Source organism: Roseburia sp. 1XD42-69, assembly GCF_003612565.1.
In the GTDB taxonomy this organism is placed as follows: Bacteria; Bacillota; Clostridia; order Lachnospirales; family Lachnospiraceae; genus Roseburia_B.
In genome coordinates, this window is sequence record NZ_RAZG01000065.1 from 1 (window position 1) to 17207 (window position 17207).

Below are 17207 nucleotides of genomic sequence, written 5' to 3' on the forward strand. Positions count from 1 at the left end.
TGGCAACTTATAGGATACCATAAAACCATATGGAAGGGTTATTTTTTTATTGATAACTTACAACTCACAAGTATAATGTTAATATTTAAAAATGCAACTTCCGATTTGTCGGTCTACACTGAAAGAATTATATCATATCCAATCACGAAAACAATCTGCATGTTACCCCGTTCCGCCTATCCAGACCGTCAAGGCCGAGTAGTATTTTTTGCTTTGCAAAAAATCTCCACTCTTAAACCCTTGACCGTCTGCACTACTGCGGCGGCTGCCGGTAGGTTTTGCGGTGGCTCTGTCCCCGCGCCCCCGGTCTCTCCCAAAGAACGGGATAAGGGCAGGAGCATCCCCGGCGGGCGGGAGATAGTCACCGTCTGTCACCACCGTCCTGTTTCGGACTTTATTCAGCAACAAAAATCATTTCTTCTTCATCATAGAGTTCGTCTGCGAAAAAGCAACGCACTAAATCTTCAAAGCTATGGAAAAATGAAAGTGCCCATTTCAAAATATCTATTCTTGCCTCATCCTTTGTTGTTAGCCTAATCCGCCCCATATCCACTCGGTATATTTGCCCACTCTGCATCTCAATTAAAACATAATAATATTCATTATATGTTCCCAACCAAAGATACAGAACTGAAAGCCGTGGAAACACTTTACGGGAGAAAAAGGACTTGCAGAAACAGCTATTGGCGTACATCAAGACCAAACTCGCCCGTGACGGGCTGAAAACACAGAAAACAGAGAAAGCCCGCAAGAATTACCGGGAGCAGCACGAAAGCGATTTTATCATACCCGAAGCTGTCACCCGGTATTTTAAGGCAAACGGCATTACAAAACTTCCAGCGTCCAAGACCTTACAAGCGGAGATTGAGCAGCTTATGAGGGAGAAGAACAGCCTTTACAACGAATACCAGGAAAAGAGGGAGCGCACAAAGGAATTGCAGACCGTAAAAGGCAACATTGAGCAGATTTTAAGGCGAGAGCAGGGGCGCAGAAAGGGGCGGGAAAATGAACGGTAAACGCCCATACATGGACTACCGCCAGCACCGGGCGGCGTGTCGGCTTGTGCATGAGTGCTGCAACTATGATAACGGCAACTGTATTGCGCTGTTTGGCATGGAGGTAGTCCTGTCTGTCTGGATGGTACGCAGGCAGAAAAAGCAATCTTTGGTAGAACAGATGCGGGTACAAGGGTGAAATATCTTGAGTGATAGATCGGATTTTATACGGCATTTCGCAGCAACAGATAAACATTTCACAGCAATTAAATTGTTATGGCATTTCGAACAGGTTATAATAAAATGTCAGTCTGTGGCAACGGCAAAAGTTTTTCTTTTGCCATTGACGAATAATGGCGAGGAGGTGGCGCATTGATCCATATTGCAATTTGTGATGATGAAAAACATATGTCCAATCATATAAGGGCAATGGCCTCCGATTTTTTCCGTAAAAAGAACAGGGAGATCTGTTTTCGGACATTTTCAGGCGGCGAAGAGCTGCTAAGCTACGACGGGCAGATCGACATCCTGTTTCTGGATATCCAAATGAAGGGTATGGACGGCATAGAAACGGCAAGGAAGCTGAGGGCTTTTAAGTTCCGGGGATTCCTGATCTTTATCACGGTACTGAAAGAGATGGTGTTTCAGTCTTTCGAGGTGCAGGCCTACGATTATCTGGTCAAGCCGGTGGAGGAAAAGCAGTTTGAAAAGACCATGGAGCGCCTTTACGTTTCTATGCAAAACGCTGGCGAAGACAGTCTGCTGGTGCAAAAGGGATATGAGGGGCGCATCATCCGGGAGGACGAGATTGTTTTTTGCGAGGTCATAGACCGGAAAATATATCTGAACCTGGCTTCCGGCGAGGTTGTTGATTATTATGAGCGGATTGAAAATTTGGAAATGAAGCTGGGCAGCCATTTTTTTCGGTGCCACAGGAGTTATCTCATCAACCTGAAGCATTTAAAAGGATATAAAAACGGGACTGCCTGTATGGATAACGGCAAAGAAGTTCCCGTATCGCGGCTGCGGAGTAAGGAGTTTTCCGGTGTCGTTCTGCAGTATATGAAGAATATGTAAGGGCTTTTACATATAGGGGGCAGGTAACATGGCTGAGTATTTAGATTTTTTTAATGTATATGTTATGGGCGTGATTGAAACGTCTTTCCAGATTTATTTTCTGGCAAAAATTTTGAAAAAGAAAATGTGGCCCCCTTTTTATTTTCTGTTTGCAGTAGGTGCAGTGATTGTGGGCGAGTTTATTCCAGGCGGCACGATTGTTGGTTTTGTGGTGTTTGTCTTATTCATTTCGATATGTGGGGCTTTTGTCTGCCATACGAATTTTAAGGCTTCCCTTCTGTATGCGGCCCTGACAACAGAAATCATGCTGCTCTGCAGCGGGATCGTGAGCTCACTGATGAGCCTTCCATACCCATGGCTGCCTGCTTTTTTCCACGAGACAGGCAATATTGCGGCCATGCTGATCTGCGAGGCGGCTTCCTTTTTGCTGAGTTGGTTTTGCTATTATATCGTATACCGCTATTTTTCCATGGATGCCCTGTGTCCTGCGGATGCTGCTGATACCACAATGGGAATGCAGCAGATGTTTCTGATTTTCGTTCCGATCCTGATGATATTTATTATGGGTAACTATATCAATGCGGTTGAATATGACTTCCAGTTTGAGATCCTGGCGGACAAAGGACCTGCGGAACACATTTTCGGTCATGGAGAGATGCTGTCCATGTATTTTCTGGGACTTGCCAGTCTGTTCTGCATCCTGTTTTCCTATAAGAAACTGCAGCAGATTTTCCGCCTTAGCACTGAAATTTCACTGCTGGAGCAGCAGGAACATTCCCTGAACCAGTATGTGGAGGAAGCGAAAACCCGTTACGATGAAACAAAGTCCTTCCGGCATGACATCCGGAACCACATCGCAGTGGTAAAAAAGCTCCTGCAGAGTGGGAAACTGGAAGAAGCCGTGACCTATATGGAGGATCTGGACGATATGGCGGAAAAAATGTCATTCCCCTGCAACACCAACAACCCGGTGGTGGATATCCTGGTGGGGAACAAGCTGGGGATTGCAAAAAGCACGGGGATCGATATGGACTGTTCTCTCCTTCTGCCATACCCTTGCGGCATCAGAGATATTGATATCTGTATTGTCCTGTCAAATGCACTGGATAATGCAATCCATGCAGTAAAAAATCTGGATGCCGGCATAGAAAAGTATATCCGTGTGTCCGGGCGGATCCAGGGGGATTTCCTTATGATGGAAATTCAGAATAGCTTCCATGGGAAAAGCGCATTCAAAAAAGGGATAGGTCTGTCGAATGTAAAAAAAGTGGCTGAAAAATATGGCGGCGCCATGAGTATAGAGACTCAGGAGAATGTATTTGTCCTCCATGTGCTGCTGATCATTCCACAGCATCCAGAAAACAGCACACAGCAAATGGATTAAAATGCTGCTTACTACAGCCGAAAAAAGAAAAAGGAAGCTGTCTGCGGCGGGGAGCGGCTGCAAAGAAGTTTCCTGACAATATCAATTTGAAGGAGGAACACGCTTATGGCAATGCAGATTCAAGGAAATTATGATCATTCTGGCGTCGACTACGCAGAGCGGGTGAAGGAAAAACAGGCCGCCGAGAGGGCAGAAAAGGCTGCAGAGGAGAAAAACTCCGGCAGGCTGTCCGAACCAAAGGACGAGTACGTCAGCAGTGAAAAATCGGGGCAAAAGCCTACAGGACTGTACCGGCTGGGCCAGGATGAGAAGGGCAATCGGAAACTCTTTTTTGATGACCCGAAAGCCGGTTATGCAAAGGAACAGGAGAAACGTTCTGAGAAAAGTGAAGATGGCAAAGCACCGAAGGTAGGCGGAGACAGCCAGGGAAAGCCGGCGGAGAAATGTGTCACAAATACGGATAAGGTTGACAGGGAGCTCAAGAAGCTGAAAGAGAAAAAGCAGCAGCTGGAACAGCAGATCCAGTCGGCTTCCGGAGATGAAAAGAAAATCCGGGAGATGGAGAAAAAGTTGGCACAGGTAGAAAACGAGTTAAGCCAGAAGGATAATGATACATACAGGAGGCAGAATGCTTCTGTATCAGAATAAAAGAGACTTAAGTTTTTAGTGTGGTATCAATACCGGGAGATGGTGGCAAATGCGCACTGTTTTCCGGTATTTTTGGAATTGCGGCATCATTCATGACAATACATTACAATAAAATCTTCTTTTAGATTTTATTGTATGGGTTTCTTAGAAAGGATTATGTCAGGAAAAATTCAAAGGAGGGACAATTATGCATACGAAAACCGGAGAAGCATTGAAACCGGAATCCGATACGAACCTTTCTGTTTCGGTATAGGGATCAATGCGTTGTGCTGTTATGTATCATAAATACTGTCATTTATGTTTTTAAGAAAAAGAGAGGGCAGAAAGGGGAAAAGAAATGACAGAAGCTGTTGGAAAATTCATTCCGATTTTTGTAGGATTGCTTCTTATACTGCGCGGCCTGTTTTGGATTGTTGACGGAAAAAATGGAAACAAGAGAAGCTATTTCTTTGGCATAGCAGCCATTGTGATAGGGATCATCATGTTCATAACAGTGATCTTTCAGGTTCTGTAAAGAAGAACATAGATGCAATAAGTTCTGCAATTTTGTAATCATTAGAGAGGAGGTGCCATGGATTTGAAACAGCACTTCACATATTAAAAGAAACGGGTGCTGATTGAGGTGGCTGTATATGGAAAGAAATATAAAATGCAAACCAATTAATTTATGTATGATCATCTTCATGCTTTGTTTGTTGGTAAGGTTTGTGGAATACTTTCTAATTGAAACAGACAAAACAGCTATTGGAGAAAATGTGCTCCATAAAGTTGTTGGGATTATCTTATTGGCGCTGGTATTGAAAAAGATAAATCTTACATGGGGTGGTATCGGATTTCAAAAAAACGGCTTTGCAAGCGGTATTTTGAAAGGCTTGTTATTGGGAAGCGTGTGCTTTGCCGTTTCTTTTGGATTGGAATTAGGGATTTTAGCCCTGCAAGGCAATCCCGCGCATTTGGAAATCTATATCGGCAGTGTTTTTCTTTAACTGGCTCGCAGATAAAAAATACGGATTTTGCTTTCTTTCGGTTATGCGTACTGTTCAATGTTATCAATGTATGGATGGAGGAAGGCGTTTTTCGTCCATATTCAAGTTGCGGACATAGAGCCTGTTTATTTTACGCTTATGGTAAATTTCTTGCTCATAGGAGCGGCAACCTATTTGTTTTTAAGAACCTTATGTCCTGCATGGGACTTGGGATTTAAGAAAAAGGGCCTGGCCGATGGGCTTAAAAGATACGGAATCATTGGAGCGCTGGTTGCGGCAGTGGGTTTTCTTGCTTTTTATGTGGGATTATCACTTTTTGACCGTCAGCCATCTATTGAGAAAGTGCTTATCGAAGGTGTTGTGAATTATATTGGCGTGGCAATCATTGAAGAACTCTATGTGCGGGGCTTATTGCTGAATCTTATTGAAAAGATGTTGGTAAAAAGTAAAAACAGTACTTTGATTGCGGTTGTGTTATCGTCCGTGATTTTTGGGGCTGGACATATATTTGGTGTGCTAAACCAGCCGCTGCTTGTAATCGTAAGCAAGGTTGTGTGGACGATAGGCATGGGTATGTTTTTTGGAGGTAAATAAAAATGGAAGTATTGAGAGCAGAGAGCATTTCAAAAATATATTGCCAAAATGCGGTGTCATTGCAGGCGCTGCGCAGCGTATCGGTGACAATTCAAAAAGGGGAATTTGTGGCCATACTGGGGAGAAGCGGTTCAGGGAAATCAACACTTTTAAATATTCTTGCCGGTCTGGACAAACCTTCCGAGGGAAAGGTTTACATTGACGGTACGGATATTTTTCATCTGAGTGAAGAAAAAAGGACGCTTCTTCGGCGGGAAAAAATAGGATTTGTATTTCAGGCATATGAATTACTGCACGCACTGACTGTCACTGAAAATATCCGTCTGCCGGAGCTTACAAAAGATGCGGATTACATGAGGGAGCTTCTTGATACGCTGGAAATCAGGCAATATGAAAAATCATATCCGGATCAATTATCGGGAGGAGAACAGCAGAGGGTGTCCATTGCAAGGGCGCTGATCAATCATCCGCCCATTCTTTTTGCCGATGAGCCGACCGGGAATCTTGATTCCAAGACGGAGAGGACCGTCATAGATTTGTTAAAAAATCTGGCAGAAAAGTATGGAACCAGTATCCTGATGGTTACGCATAATGAAGATCTTGTAAAAGATGCGGACCGTGTGATCCGCTTAGAGGACGGTGAAATTGTCAATGGATAGAAAGAAAACTTTATCTGTAGTGAGAGGATATCTTTTCAAAGAGAAAAGGAATACCGTCCTGACAAGCCTGTTCCTCTGTTTGGCCACGGTATTTCTTCTCATTGGGAATCAGCTTTTTGCAAATGTCCAGACGGCAAACAGATTGAATGCGCAGGCCCTGGAGGGACGGCAGCATGTAACATATTCTGATGTTTCAGAGGCAGAGTTTCAGAAGATCAAAGCCTGTGATTTTGTTGCGGAGGCCGGGCTGAGCTTCCACCTGGGGCAGGCGGAGGATGGGACGGCATTCGACTATATCGATGAAAGCTTCCGGGATCTAGGGGCAACTGTAGCAGAGGCGAATATCAAGCAGGTTATAAACGGGCGCTGGGCACAAAAAGAAGGGGAAGCCGTATTTACAAAAAATTATATGGAAAAATATGGGCTGGAATTAGGCGATACGATTTCTGTCAGCCTGGCAGCTACAGACGCAGATACAGGGGATGTAACATTTCGCATACCGGATCTTACCCTTACGGTTGTCGGTGTCATTGACAATGCGACCGGGTTTACGGACCGGAAGAACGGATATGTCTCAGAGGCGCTTGCAGAAAAAATCCTCAGAGAGAAAAACGGGCGGGTAAACGCCGTGGTCCGGTTTGCCGATGAGGAGAAAATAACGGAAAATCTTGATAAGCTGAATGCTTATTTAGGCTATGGAGAGGAAGAGTCAGAAACCTTAAAAACGCAGATCAATTATATGCTTGCAGAAGCTGTCACGGATGGAGGAACCCTGAAAAAACAGAATACAGCCATGAATTTTACCATATGGCTGGTAGGTGTCCTGGTTGTGTATAACATTTTTTATAACCGGCTTTTTGAAAAGAAACGGGACTTTATCGCTCTGAGAAAAATAGGGTTTCAGAGAAAGGATCTGATGAAAATTGCCGGGATGGAATTCCTGATCCTTATTTTGATCGGATTTGCGGCAGGAATTCTGGCAGGATATTTCCTGAATCAGGCGGTATATGGTGAGATCATGAATGCATTCGCCCATGCTTATGACGCAGAGGGGCTGGTTTCTTCAGAACTGTCGCGGGACAGCGTAGGGAATACGGCAGTGATGCTCCTGCTCATGGCCATACCGGGTATGGCAGGCATTATGTTCCAACTTCAAAATGCCTTGCCGACGGAATTTATGCGCAGTAAAAGAAAAAATGCAGGGAAGCAGGTACTGGCGCTTTTGATTGTGTCACTTTCTGCAATCCTGATCAGTATCCTGGGAATCCAGGATAACCACAGTGACGAAGGGATTCTTTTTGTTAAGGAATATGTCCCTGGGGATCTTCAGGTGACAGCAGGCAGCATCTATGAAAATATACAGGGCGGGGATATCCCATCCATATCTGATTCGGTTTTTCAGGAAATGAAAGCAGCTCCGGGTATCCGGCAGGTGCAGGATTATAAAATCAATTACGACAGGGGAATCTTCCTGTGCGAGGACAGGGGAAAATTAAACGCTGACAGCGGGAATTATGAGTCGATGCTCGCTATGGAACAGGAGATTGACGGAAAGAAGCAATGCCTATACAATCTGGTTTTGGCAACAACGGAGAATATGGAGGCGCTGGCGCCGGGTTATGACGAAAAAGAGGACGGTCACGCCGCAATCATGGAACCAGAACTGGCAAAGACATTGAATCTGGAGATTGGGGATACGTTTACCATCTATGATGAGCAATTGATTGCGAACGGCTCGAAAGAGGGATGTAAGTCTGCCCGTGTAAAGCTTTTGGATATCCGAAATGTTATATTGTCAGAAAATCATATCGGGGGAAATCTTCTGGTTGTAGATGGGGAAACTGCCAGGGCTTTTCCGGGCGGTCTGTACCGGCAGGTTGTCAACGTGTGGACTGAGGAGGGCTTGGAGGCAGTTGCCGCATCCAATTTGGAGCGTATTTCAGATATGAACGGATATTCCTTCCGCAATGCCAACAGTCAAATCCAGAAGTATATTGATTCGGATCACAGTCAGAAGGTGATGCAATGCTTTTTTATCATCATTCTTGCGGGGATCGGCCTTTTGGACTATTTCAATACCATCTTTACAAACCTGCTGAACAGGAGAAATGATTTTAAAATCATGCATAAAATCGGCATCCGGAAAAAAGAGATGTATTGGATGGTAATGAAAGAGGGCTTATGTCAAGGCGGCGTGGCAGCAGGAATTGTGATGATTGTGCAAGCCGCTTGGAGTGCGGGCAGGCAGGAGACATTTTTCAGTATGTTTGCGGTGACAGATGCGATAGTAGTGGCTGCATGCGCATTGTTCCCGTTTTTTATACTTTGGTATATGTTTCATAAAAAGATGGCAGTTTCTTAATGTGCTGGAGATTATCATGAAAGACAAAAAGATATTATATGTTGAAGATGATTTAAGCCTGATTGAAGGCCTGAAATACACGCTTGAGAAAAATGGTTTTCTGGTAGATAATGCCCGTACCGTAATGGAAGCATATCAATTCTTCCAGGCAGGTCAGTATGACCTTCTGCTGCTGGATGTCACGCTGCCGGATGGGACAGGCTTTGATATCTGTAAAGAAGTAAGAAAGACATCTGCTGTCCCGATCATATTCCTGACAGCTTCAGATGAAGAGATCAGCATTGCGGCATTACAGCAAGAGAATCCGGCTTACTGGACTGGGTAACATCCAACCAAAAGGGAGAGAGGAACCCTTTTTTGAAAGAGCCCTATAACTGGAAAACTTACGGGGGCATGAATATGGATTTTTGGGAAAAGCATCAAGGCACCTCATTAGAGGATGCAAAAAATATGTTTCAGAATTCCCATGGCGAAGTGATAAAGCTGGCGCAGTCTTTTTCCAATGAGGAATTGTTTTCCAAAGGCGTCTATGATTGGGTGGGAGGAAGCACTTTAGGATCTTATTTTGTCAGTGCAACTTCAAGCCATTATGACTGGGCTATGAAAAAATTAAAGGCCCACAAGAAATTAGTATTTGGCAGGCGGGGGTGAGAGATGCATTATGTGACAGCGAAAGGAATTTTGTCTTCCAAAAACGGGATGAATTTATATCGGGGCTGTTCTCATGGCTGCATTTATTGTGATTCCAGGAGCAAATGCTATCATATGGACCATGACTTTGAGGATATAGAGGTGAAAGAAAATGCTATTGGCCTGTTGGAATATGCCTTAAAGCATAAGCGGAAAAAATGTATGATTGGAACAGGCTCTATGATTGATCCTTACATTCCCCTGGAGATGGAAATTGGAAATGTAAGAAAAGCTTTGGAGTTAATATATGCCTATGGATTTGGATTTACAGTGATTACCAAATCTAACCGCATTCTCCGGGATTTAGGCATTCCAACAGTCGTATGGCTGACGCCTATTCTGCCCTTTATCAATGATACGGAGGATAATATTTCCGGTATTTTGGATATGTGCATGGAGGCAAAGGTTTATGGAATTATTTGTTTTGGGATGGGGCTGACCCTTCGGGAGGGAAACAGAGAGTATTTTTATGAACAGCTTGACAGCCTGTTTCCAGGGTTAAAAGAGAAGTATATAAGAACCTACCAAAACCAGTATGTACTTGACAGTCCCAAGAATGAAAATCTCATGAGATTATTTTGCCAAAAGTGCAGCGAAGGGGGAATTGTATGTAATAACCGGCAGATATTTCAATATCTGCAGACTTTTGAGGAGAGAGGAAGTGCCGCACAATTAAGCCTTTGGGAGATGTAATCAGATATTTAAATATAAATATGCTTTTCCGCTATCTTTTTCCCTTTCTGTATCGTTATATATAATAGGATGAGAAAATGAAAACCATTTTTATATTCCTACAGGGCAAAAAGGAGGAGTTTCGTGGATGCTGATTTTCTTTTAATCAGGCAGATGAAGCAGGGAGATGAGGCTTCATTTGATGTATTTGTCCGCAAATACTACAAAGACATTTTAAACTACTGCACATACCATTACCCGGACAGGGAGTATGCAAGGGATATTACCCAGGAGGTTTTTGTGCGTTTTTTTTCCGGCCTTTCCGGTTACCATTACAGAGGGAAAACAAAAAATTACCTGTATACCATTGCCCGAAACCTGTGCAGGGATTACCTGAAAAAAATGCGGGAAACCCCTGTGGAGGAATGGGATGCCTGTGGCGGGGAGGGCCAAAAAGAAAACACCATGGAAGGCGTTTTAGACAAGCTTACTGTGGAGCAGGCATTAAAGGGTCTTTCGGAAGAACTGCGGGAGGTTATTATTCTCTACTATTTTCAGGAGCTTAAACTCACAGAAATCGGGGATATCCTGCACATAGGGCTTCCTCTGGTGAAGTACCGGCTAAGGCAGGCAAAGATGCAGCTTAAAAACTGTATAGAGATTATTTAAGGGAATATGCCGTAAATCTTTTTGCCCGTGACTATAAAAAGCGGAAGGAGGAAGATTATGAGTTTGGAAAAACAGCTTAGGGATTATAAAAAAATCAGGGAAATATCCCCCCGGGAAAATGAGATTTTGGAAACTGTAAGGAAATCCGGGGAAGCTTTTTTTGCTTCGGAGCAGGATAAGGTTTTATCTTACCATGAATTTTTATGGCTGCAGTTAAAAGTGGTGCGGAAACGATGGTGGGTATTACAGCTTATACTGCTTTTTGTTTTAGGGGGAGTGCTTTTAGCGGCCCAGGAAGATAAATATATTCAGAGGAGCATGGGGGTGGCAGCCACTTTATTTGTGATTCTTATCATCCCTGAATTCTGGAAAAACCGATCCTGCCGGGCTTTGGAAGTGGAGGCGGTTTCTTTTTATTCCTTAAGGCAGATTTATGCGGCGCGGATGATGCTTTTTGGCATAGCGGATACTTTTTTGCTTACCCTGTTCTGCGGCAGTGTGTCTTTTTCCATGGGTGTTGCATTTAAGGAATTGCTGGTTCAGTTTCTTTTTCCCCTGTGCGTCACAGCCTGCATATGCTTTGGAACTTTGTGCAGCAGGCATATTTTACAGGAAGCTGTAGCTGTGGGGCTTTGCATTTTGTGGAGCGGTGTGTGGCTGCTTATTATTTTAAATGAGCATATATATACAAACATTACCCTTCCCGTCTGGGCATTTCTCTGGGGGCTTGCCCTTGTTTCCCTTTTTGCCGCACTGTACCGTGTATTAGCAGGGTGTAATAAGTATTGGGAGGTATCCTTAGATGGAATTGAAATTTGACAATCTGACAAAAGAGTTTGGTAATTTTACAGCGGTTGACCATTTGAACCTTACGATGACAAAGGGGGTGTATGGGCTGCTTGGGGTAAACGGGGCCGGAAAAACCACCTTAATGAGAATGCTGTGCACCCTGTTAAAGCCAACAGAAGGAAGAATTACCTGTGACGGAAAAGATATTTTTGAAATGGATGGGGAATACCGGAAAGTGTTAGGGTATCTGCCCCAGGATTTTGGGTTTTATCCGGAATTTACGGTAAAGGATTATCTTTTATATATTTCAACCTTAAAGGGAATTCCCCCGGCCGCCGCCAGAAAAAGAGTGAAAGATATGATTTTAAAAGTGGGACTTTCAAAGGCGGCAAATAAGAAAATGAAAAAGCTTTCCGGGGGCATGAAGCGCAGGGTGGGAATTGCCCAGGCAATGTTAAACAATCCCAAGATTCTTGTTTTGGATGAACCCACGGCGGGGCTTGACCCCAATGAGAGGATTCGCTTCCGCAATTTAATCAGTGAGCTTTCGGAGGAGCGGCTGGTACTTTTGTCTACCCATATTGTCTCAGATATTGAGTATATTGCCAATGAAATCTGGCTTATGAAGGACGGAAAACTGATGCACAAGGGAAGGGCTGAGGAGCTGATACATTCCATGGAGGAAAATGTGTGGGAATGTTTTGTGGAGAAAGATTTGGTTTCATCTTTTGTGAAACGGTATAAGATTTCCAACATGAAATCTGAGATGGGAGGGGTTACACTTCGGATTATTTCGCAGGAGAAACCTTTTGAAAATGCAGTGCAGGCGGAACCCACCCTGGAAGATGTGTTCTTATATTATTTTGGAGAGAAAGCAGGTGACGGAAATGGTGCGGTTTGAGTTAAAAAAGGTTTTTTCCCGGTTTAAAAACAAGATGGCGGTTGTAATTTTATGTGTTTTAATGATTGTGGTAAGCCTTTTGACTATGAACAGGGTTTACTATACGGATGAAAACGGGAATCACACCAGCGGAATGCAGGCGGCAAAAAGCCTCCGGGAAGAGAAAAACCAGTGGAGGGGCTATGTCACAGATAAGGTATTGAAAAAGGTTTTAAAGGAAAGGGAAGAAATTTATCAGACAAAGGAAGTTTTGTCAGAAGAAAATACCAAAGAGCAGGATAAGGCATATGCAAAAACCCAGGGGATTTCCTCTATTGTGGAAATGATTAATACGGCGTTCAGCCCCTGGAGGGATTATGACGGCTTTGCCATAGACCGCATTTCCCCGGAGGAGGCGGCAAGGGTTTATGAGAGGAGGATTTCTAATTTAAAAGAGTGGCTGGATTCGGGTGAAGAATATTTTCCGGAGGGGCAGAAGGAGTTTTTGATTCGTCAGTATGAAACCCTGGAGACACCCTTTTATTATGAATATTATGAGGGCTGGAGTGCGCTTTTACAAAACATTTCCACATTCCTTTTAATGTTGGCGTTAATCATAGGTTTTCTGGTGTCCGGTATTTTTTCCGATGAATTTGTGACAAAGGCGGATTCGATTTTTTTCTCCACAAAGGCAGGGAGGAACCGGGCCATTGTGTCAAAAATAAAGGCGGGATTTTTTATTGTCACAGGATTTTATGTGGTTTTTGTAATGTTGTATACTTTTATTGTACTTTTTGCCCTTGGAATGGAGGGGGCAGGATGCCCCATTCAGTGGGATATGTGGAGAAGCGTTTATCATGTTACTTTTTTTGAAGGGTATCTTTTTATTGTAGCAGGGGGATATGTGGGGACGTTGTTTGCCTCAGCCCTTGCCATGATTGTATCGGCGGCTGTACATTCCACTGCCGCTGCAGTTATCATGCCCTTTATGGTTCTGTGCGCTTTTCCTTTTTTAAGCAGGATTATCACCCTCCCCGGCATGTGTTCTTTTTTTCCGGATCAGCTTTTGGATATATATAATTCCCTTAAAGAAAGTGTACTGGTGGAGATTGGAGGGAAGGTGATGGACACCGCAGGGGTCATTCTCCCTGTTTACCTTTTTGCAAGCGGGGTATTGTTCCCTGTGCTGTATCTGATTTATAAAAGGGCGGAGGTGAAATAACATCACCTTTTTAACCTGACAAGATATTCGGTGGTATCCTCCTCAAAAGTTTTTTCCTCTGTAATATGAAATCCATGCCGTTGATAAAAGGCAATTGCCCTGGTATTTTTTTCCAGAGCCCACAAATTATCGGCATGGAGTTCTTTTATGGCAAATTCGATTAATTCCCCTCCGATTCCTTCGCTTTGGAAAAAGGTGTCTACATATAACTTGCAAATTTCGGTTTCCTTCATCTGGATGAAACCTTTGATTAATCCATTATCAAATACATGGATGTTTTCCATAATTTCTTCTTTCTTAAAATAATTATCTGCCAGAGGAATAACCTGCAGCTCGCCAAAGGAAAAGCTTGCATCTTTGAATATGGGGAAATAATTAATGCGGTTATTAAAAACATATATTTCTGCTATCCGGGATAAATCTTTTGGTGTGGCTTTTCTGATATTCATGTTTTCTCCTTTTCCTGTTTGTTTCTAAGGATTAATGTAAGTAGAATTATAGCATATGCTATGTGTGTTATAAAGAGAATTTTAACCCCTCTGTGCTATCCTTTGCATTATCTGGGGTATATGCGATTGTTGACGGCTTTTTTGTTGGCAACAGCATGGGAGATATAAGGCTGAAAAGAATGAAGAACGGGCCAGAGAATTTACAGCGGGTGCTTTATGGGTGCTGATTATTTCAAGCATAATCTTAACAGTTTCCGTTTTCTTCCTTAACAGCCCGCTTTTAAGCCTGTTAGGGGCAGGTGGGCAGCTTCTTGCTTTAGGGGAGGAGTATATTGCTATGATTGCTTTGGGGGCAGGGCTTCAAATATTATTATAAACCGCTTTTCCATATCTTACGGCGGGGAACAGGCAATTGCAACCTATGCATTGCCTATATTATATGTATTATCTACCATTTATAAAAAATTGAACATTTTCTCTAGACAAAATAGTATGGGCGTGATATAATAATCAAGCGTGTTTAAGTATGCGCTTTCATTGCGATGCGTGGCTCAGCTTGGTAGAGCGCTGCGTTCGGGACGCAGAGGTCGCAGGTTCAAATCCTGTCGCATCGACTATAGGCAGGGGTATGAAAATGGCTTAAACACTAAGTTTGTAAAGTGTTTAGGCTATTTGCTTTTTACCCTGGAAAATATTCTGTCACGAATTTTTCGTAATCAGATTGAGAATAGTGTATCTGCCATCCTGTTAGCAACTTTATTTTGCTGCTTTTCGTTTGTTCGGGCATAGATATTTAGCGTTGTCTGTACATCTTTATGCCCCACCCACACTTGCACATCCTTAATATCTGTGCCACTATGGATTAAAATGCTTACACAAGACGCTCTAAGGCTATGTAATGTCAAACTATCATCAAGCCTAGCATCATTACGCACAATCTTTTTGAATGATTTTGTAAGGTAATCAGGACTGTAACAATGACCATCTTCCCAGGTAAAGACATAATCGGAATCTATGTATCTATTTCCAAATAATTTTCTGTTTTCTGACTGCCTGTCACGAATTTTGCTTAGTTCGTCACGAATCCTATCAGGGATAGGATAGTTTCGTTGGCTTGTATCTGTCTTTGTCCTATCTTTTGCAATCGTAGATTTTACCCTTGATACAGTATGTTCAATATACAGTTTTCCATCTTCATGTATGGCATTCCATTTTAAACCTAAAATTTCTTCCCTTCGCAATCCATAGTATAGTGCCAGTAGAAACGCAGTTTCCAGTCTGTGCCCTGATATAGCATCCAGAAAGATAGTTACATCATCCGAACCAATGTAGGCTTTTTTCTGAATATCTGTATTTCTGTGTGGTGTCTTAATTTTTGCAGCAGGACTATCGGCAATATACTTAAGTGTTACTGCATCTTCCAAAGAAGCCCTTACCAATATGGCTATATCCTTGACACTTCTGTTTGAATAACCAACAGAATGGCGTTTTCCTGTTCCATGCTCCACTGTCAGAAGGTAATTGTAAAAATCCCTGATATGTTCAGGTTTTAATGCTGTCAATAACACTTTATGTTCTGTAAAATAGTTAATTACAATTCTAAGCCGATATTCATATCCTTCATAAGTTGTAATCTCTAAGGAAGGTTGTTTTGTTTCAAGCCATCTTTTCAAATAGTTATGATAATACATACGCTCTGCATTGGCACTATACTCTGTAATGGCATCTTCAAGCATTGCATTAGCTTTTGACTGATTGCGTTTGGAAACCATAAGATTAGTTGCTATATCTTTTGTGGTGTATTTCTTTTGTGTATTATCAGATTCAGAATCCACGAGGTTTAAACGCAGGAAAAAATATTCTGTTCCTTTACGCTTTTTTGTAATAACTCTGCCTGATTTACATTCTTTCATTGCCTGCTCCTTTCTAAGCCGAAGCAGAGTTATCAATACAGTTGCTACTATAGCATAGCTTCAGGTAATTTTCTAGGCTGGATTTTGGTATTCTGTACTGTTTGCCAATTTTCACAGATTTTAAAACATCATTTTGTAGCAGGGTGTAAATAGCATTTCTTCCAATAGAAAGAATGTTCATGCATTCCGTTGGTGTCAAAACGTCTGGATAGTCTGACAAATATCTGCTGTTTGAATTGTTTGTGCAGTTCTGGTGGTTGTGTTTCTTGCTTGGTTCAGCTACTTTTACAATTTTTCCATCTCGAAATTCTGTTCGTGTTCTATATACATTACCCATAAGCAAATCCTCCCTAAATTCAATTTATAACCTAACTATGCTATCTATCATTCATCTGACTTACTGATTGATTTTCTTTTCAAACAGCCTTGTGATTCTGCCAGAAACATTCAGTCTTTCAGGAACTATAATAGTTTCGCCTGTTATATTGTTTCTCTTTGTTTTAGGTTCTGAATGTTTGCTTTCTATAATCAATCCGTCAAACAGTTTAACCTGTACATCTCTGTCTTGCGAAGCACTGGAAAGAATATCAGATACATTCTTTTCTAAGCAGTTTAAAACAGTGGATATTTGATTGCTAGGAATTGCAGTTACATCACAAATCTTTTCAATTAGTTTTGTCTGGTTTATCTTTTCAATGTTTTTATTACTATTTTTCATAAATTTAATTCTCCTTTTCAGTTTGATAAAACTAACTATAACTACATATCAACTACTTGGGATTGATTTTGTAATTGCACGTTTACAGCCAATCAAGAAGTGCTTATTTTAAGGATAAAATTTCAAAAGAAAACCTTTAAAATAAGTGTTTCTTGATTTTTCAAAAAGTGTAAAAAATTACCACCCTAAATCGTACATAACTTTATCATGCATAATTCCCTCAATCCCTTTATTTTCAATGCCTGTAGCGTTTTCTGCTGCTTGTGGGATTGTAAAAAATTACCACCATTGTATCAAATGTATTATATATGGTGAGGAACGAATCATATACCACACACATTAGCCTGAATTATTCACGGCAGTATAAACTCACATAAAATCCGTCGTAGTTACCATTACAACCACTCCCGATACCTCACTCTGTCGCAGGATAGCCTAAAAATGGGCAGACTTCTCCTGTGATAGGGTTAGAAATTTATTGTGGCTGTCAAGGTCCATTA

General features: G+C 42.2%; 18 protein-coding genes, 1 tRNA gene and 5 pseudogenes. 19 read left to right on the forward strand and 5 right to left on the reverse strand.

The window, feature by feature from the left end; all coding sequences use genetic code 11:
* Window positions 1-162: 162 nt before the first annotated feature.
* Window positions 163-408: a hypothetical protein gene (locus tag D7Y06_RS19965; RefSeq protein WP_120409436.1), complete on the reverse strand. Its 246-nt coding sequence runs from the start codon at window positions 406-408 to the stop codon at window positions 163-165.
* Between the two features lie 236 nt (window positions 409-644).
* On the opposite strand from D7Y06_RS19965, the pseudogene D7Y06_RS19975 reads away from it, so the two are divergent.
* From D7Y06_RS19975 to D7Y06_RS20050, 17 genes and pseudogenes are all read left to right on the forward strand, one after another.
* Window positions 645-1016: pseudogene (locus D7Y06_RS19975) on the forward strand (relaxase/mobilization nuclease domain-containing protein); the annotation flags it as partial.
* Window positions 1006-1107, forward strand: a pseudogene (locus D7Y06_RS19980) (cysteine-rich VLP protein); the annotation flags it as partial. The pseudogenes D7Y06_RS19975 and D7Y06_RS19980, both read left to right, overlap by 11 nt.
* Before the next feature lie 260 nt (window positions 1108-1367).
* Window positions 1368-2072: a LytR/AlgR family response regulator transcription factor gene (locus D7Y06_RS19985; protein WP_120409438.1), complete on the forward strand. Its 705-nt coding sequence runs from the start codon at window positions 1368-1370 to the stop codon at window positions 2070-2072.
* A 28-nt stretch (window positions 2073-2100) separates the two neighbouring features.
* A complete protein-coding gene (locus tag D7Y06_RS19990) occupies window positions 2101-3456 on the forward strand; it encodes a sensor histidine kinase (protein WP_120409439.1) in 1356 nt (451 codons plus the stop codon).
* Window positions 3457-3561: 105 nt separating this feature from the next.
* Window positions 3562-4104, forward strand: coding sequence for a hypothetical protein (locus tag D7Y06_RS19995; RefSeq protein WP_120409440.1), 543 nt, complete (start codon window positions 3562-3564; stop codon window positions 4102-4104).
* 337 nt (window positions 4105-4441) lie between these two features.
* Entirely contained in the window at window positions 4442-4618 is a 177-nt protein-coding gene (locus D7Y06_RS26625) for a hypothetical protein (RefSeq protein ID WP_199714800.1), read from the forward strand.
* A 118-nt stretch (window positions 4619-4736) separates the two neighbouring features.
* Window positions 4737-5090 carry a hypothetical protein gene (locus tag D7Y06_RS20000; RefSeq protein WP_243119415.1) on the forward strand — a complete coding sequence of 118 codons (354 nt, stop codon included), beginning with the start codon at window positions 4737-4739 and terminating at the stop codon, window positions 5088-5090.
* Between the two features lie 174 nt (window positions 5091-5264).
* The gene (locus tag D7Y06_RS20005) at window positions 5265-5684 is read left to right on the forward strand and encodes a CPBP family intramembrane glutamic endopeptidase (protein ID WP_158591437.1); all 420 of its coding nucleotides are present in this window, start codon (window positions 5265-5267) and stop codon (window positions 5682-5684) included.
* 2 nt (window positions 5685-5686) lie between these two features.
* Window positions 5687-6343: an ABC transporter ATP-binding protein gene (locus tag D7Y06_RS20010; protein ID WP_199714808.1), complete on the forward strand. Its 657-nt coding sequence runs from the start codon at window positions 5687-5689 to the stop codon at window positions 6341-6343.
* Window positions 6336-8705 carry an ABC transporter permease gene (locus D7Y06_RS20015; RefSeq protein WP_120409442.1) on the forward strand — a complete coding sequence of 790 codons (2370 nt, stop codon included), beginning with the start codon at window positions 6336-6338 and terminating at the stop codon, window positions 8703-8705. Before D7Y06_RS20010 ends, D7Y06_RS20015 begins: the two co-directional genes overlap by 8 nt.
* 16 nt (window positions 8706-8721) lie before the next feature.
* Window positions 8722-8988 (forward strand): annotated as a pseudogene (locus tag D7Y06_RS20020) (response regulator transcription factor); the annotation flags it as partial.
* Window positions 8989-9014: 26 nt separating this feature from the next.
* Window positions 9015-9356: pseudogene (locus D7Y06_RS20025) on the forward strand (ClbS/DfsB family four-helix bundle protein); the annotation flags it as partial.
* A 3-nt stretch (window positions 9357-9359) separates the two neighbouring features.
* Window positions 9360-10088, forward strand: a complete 729-nt coding sequence (locus tag D7Y06_RS20030; RefSeq protein WP_120409444.1) for an SPL family radical SAM protein — start codon at window positions 9360-9362, stop codon at window positions 10086-10088.
* 123 nt (window positions 10089-10211) lie between these two features.
* A complete protein-coding gene (locus D7Y06_RS20035; protein ID WP_120409445.1) occupies window positions 10212-10736 on the forward strand; it encodes an RNA polymerase sigma factor in 525 nt (174 codons plus the stop codon).
* A gap of 57 nt (window positions 10737-10793) precedes the next feature.
* Entirely contained in the window at window positions 10794-11555 is a 762-nt protein-coding gene (locus tag D7Y06_RS20040) for a hypothetical protein (RefSeq protein WP_120409446.1), read from the forward strand.
* Entirely contained in the window at window positions 11539-12426 is an 888-nt protein-coding gene (locus tag D7Y06_RS20045) for an ABC transporter ATP-binding protein (protein ID WP_120409447.1), read from the forward strand. Before D7Y06_RS20040 ends, D7Y06_RS20045 begins: the two co-directional genes overlap by 17 nt.
* On the forward strand, window positions 12413-13627 hold the full coding sequence (locus tag D7Y06_RS20050) for an ABC transporter permease (protein WP_120409453.1): 1215 nt from the start codon (window positions 12413-12415) through the stop codon (window positions 13625-13627). The genes D7Y06_RS20045 and D7Y06_RS20050 overlap by 14 nt, the downstream gene beginning before the upstream one ends.
* 2 nt (window positions 13628-13629) lie before the next feature.
* On the opposite strand, the gene D7Y06_RS20055 is transcribed toward D7Y06_RS20050, so the two are convergent.
* Window positions 13630-14076: a GNAT family N-acetyltransferase gene (locus D7Y06_RS20055; RefSeq protein WP_120409448.1), complete on the reverse strand. Its 447-nt coding sequence runs from the start codon at window positions 14074-14076 to the stop codon at window positions 13630-13632.
* A 217-nt stretch (window positions 14077-14293) separates the two neighbouring features.
* On the opposite strand from D7Y06_RS20055, the pseudogene D7Y06_RS20060 reads away from it, so the two are divergent.
* Together D7Y06_RS20060 and D7Y06_RS20065 are read left to right on the forward strand one after the other, a co-directional pair.
* Window positions 14294-14452 (forward strand): annotated as a pseudogene (locus D7Y06_RS20060) (MATE family efflux transporter); the annotation flags it as partial.
* Window positions 14453-14616: 164 nt separating this feature from the next.
* A tRNA-Pro gene (locus tag D7Y06_RS20065) sits at window positions 14617-14690 on the forward strand.
* A gap of 102 nt (window positions 14691-14792) precedes the next feature.
* Here the strand turns inward: D7Y06_RS20065 and D7Y06_RS20070 are convergent.
* From D7Y06_RS20070 to D7Y06_RS20080, 3 genes are read right to left on the reverse strand one after another with little or no spacing between them, the layout of a single operon-like run.
* Window positions 14793-15989, reverse strand: a complete 1197-nt coding sequence (locus D7Y06_RS20070; protein WP_120409449.1) for a tyrosine-type recombinase/integrase — start codon at window positions 15987-15989, stop codon at window positions 14793-14795.
* Between the two features lie 13 nt (window positions 15990-16002).
* On the reverse strand, window positions 16003-16326 hold the full coding sequence (locus tag D7Y06_RS20075) for a helix-turn-helix domain-containing protein (RefSeq protein ID WP_120409450.1): 324 nt from the start codon (window positions 16324-16326) through the stop codon (window positions 16003-16005).
* Window positions 16327-16386: 60 nt separating this feature from the next.
* Window positions 16387-16707 carry an HU family DNA-binding protein gene (locus tag D7Y06_RS20080; RefSeq protein ID WP_120409451.1) on the reverse strand — a complete coding sequence of 107 codons (321 nt, stop codon included), beginning with the start codon at window positions 16705-16707 and terminating at the stop codon, window positions 16387-16389.
* Window positions 16708-17207: the final 500 nt, after the last annotated feature.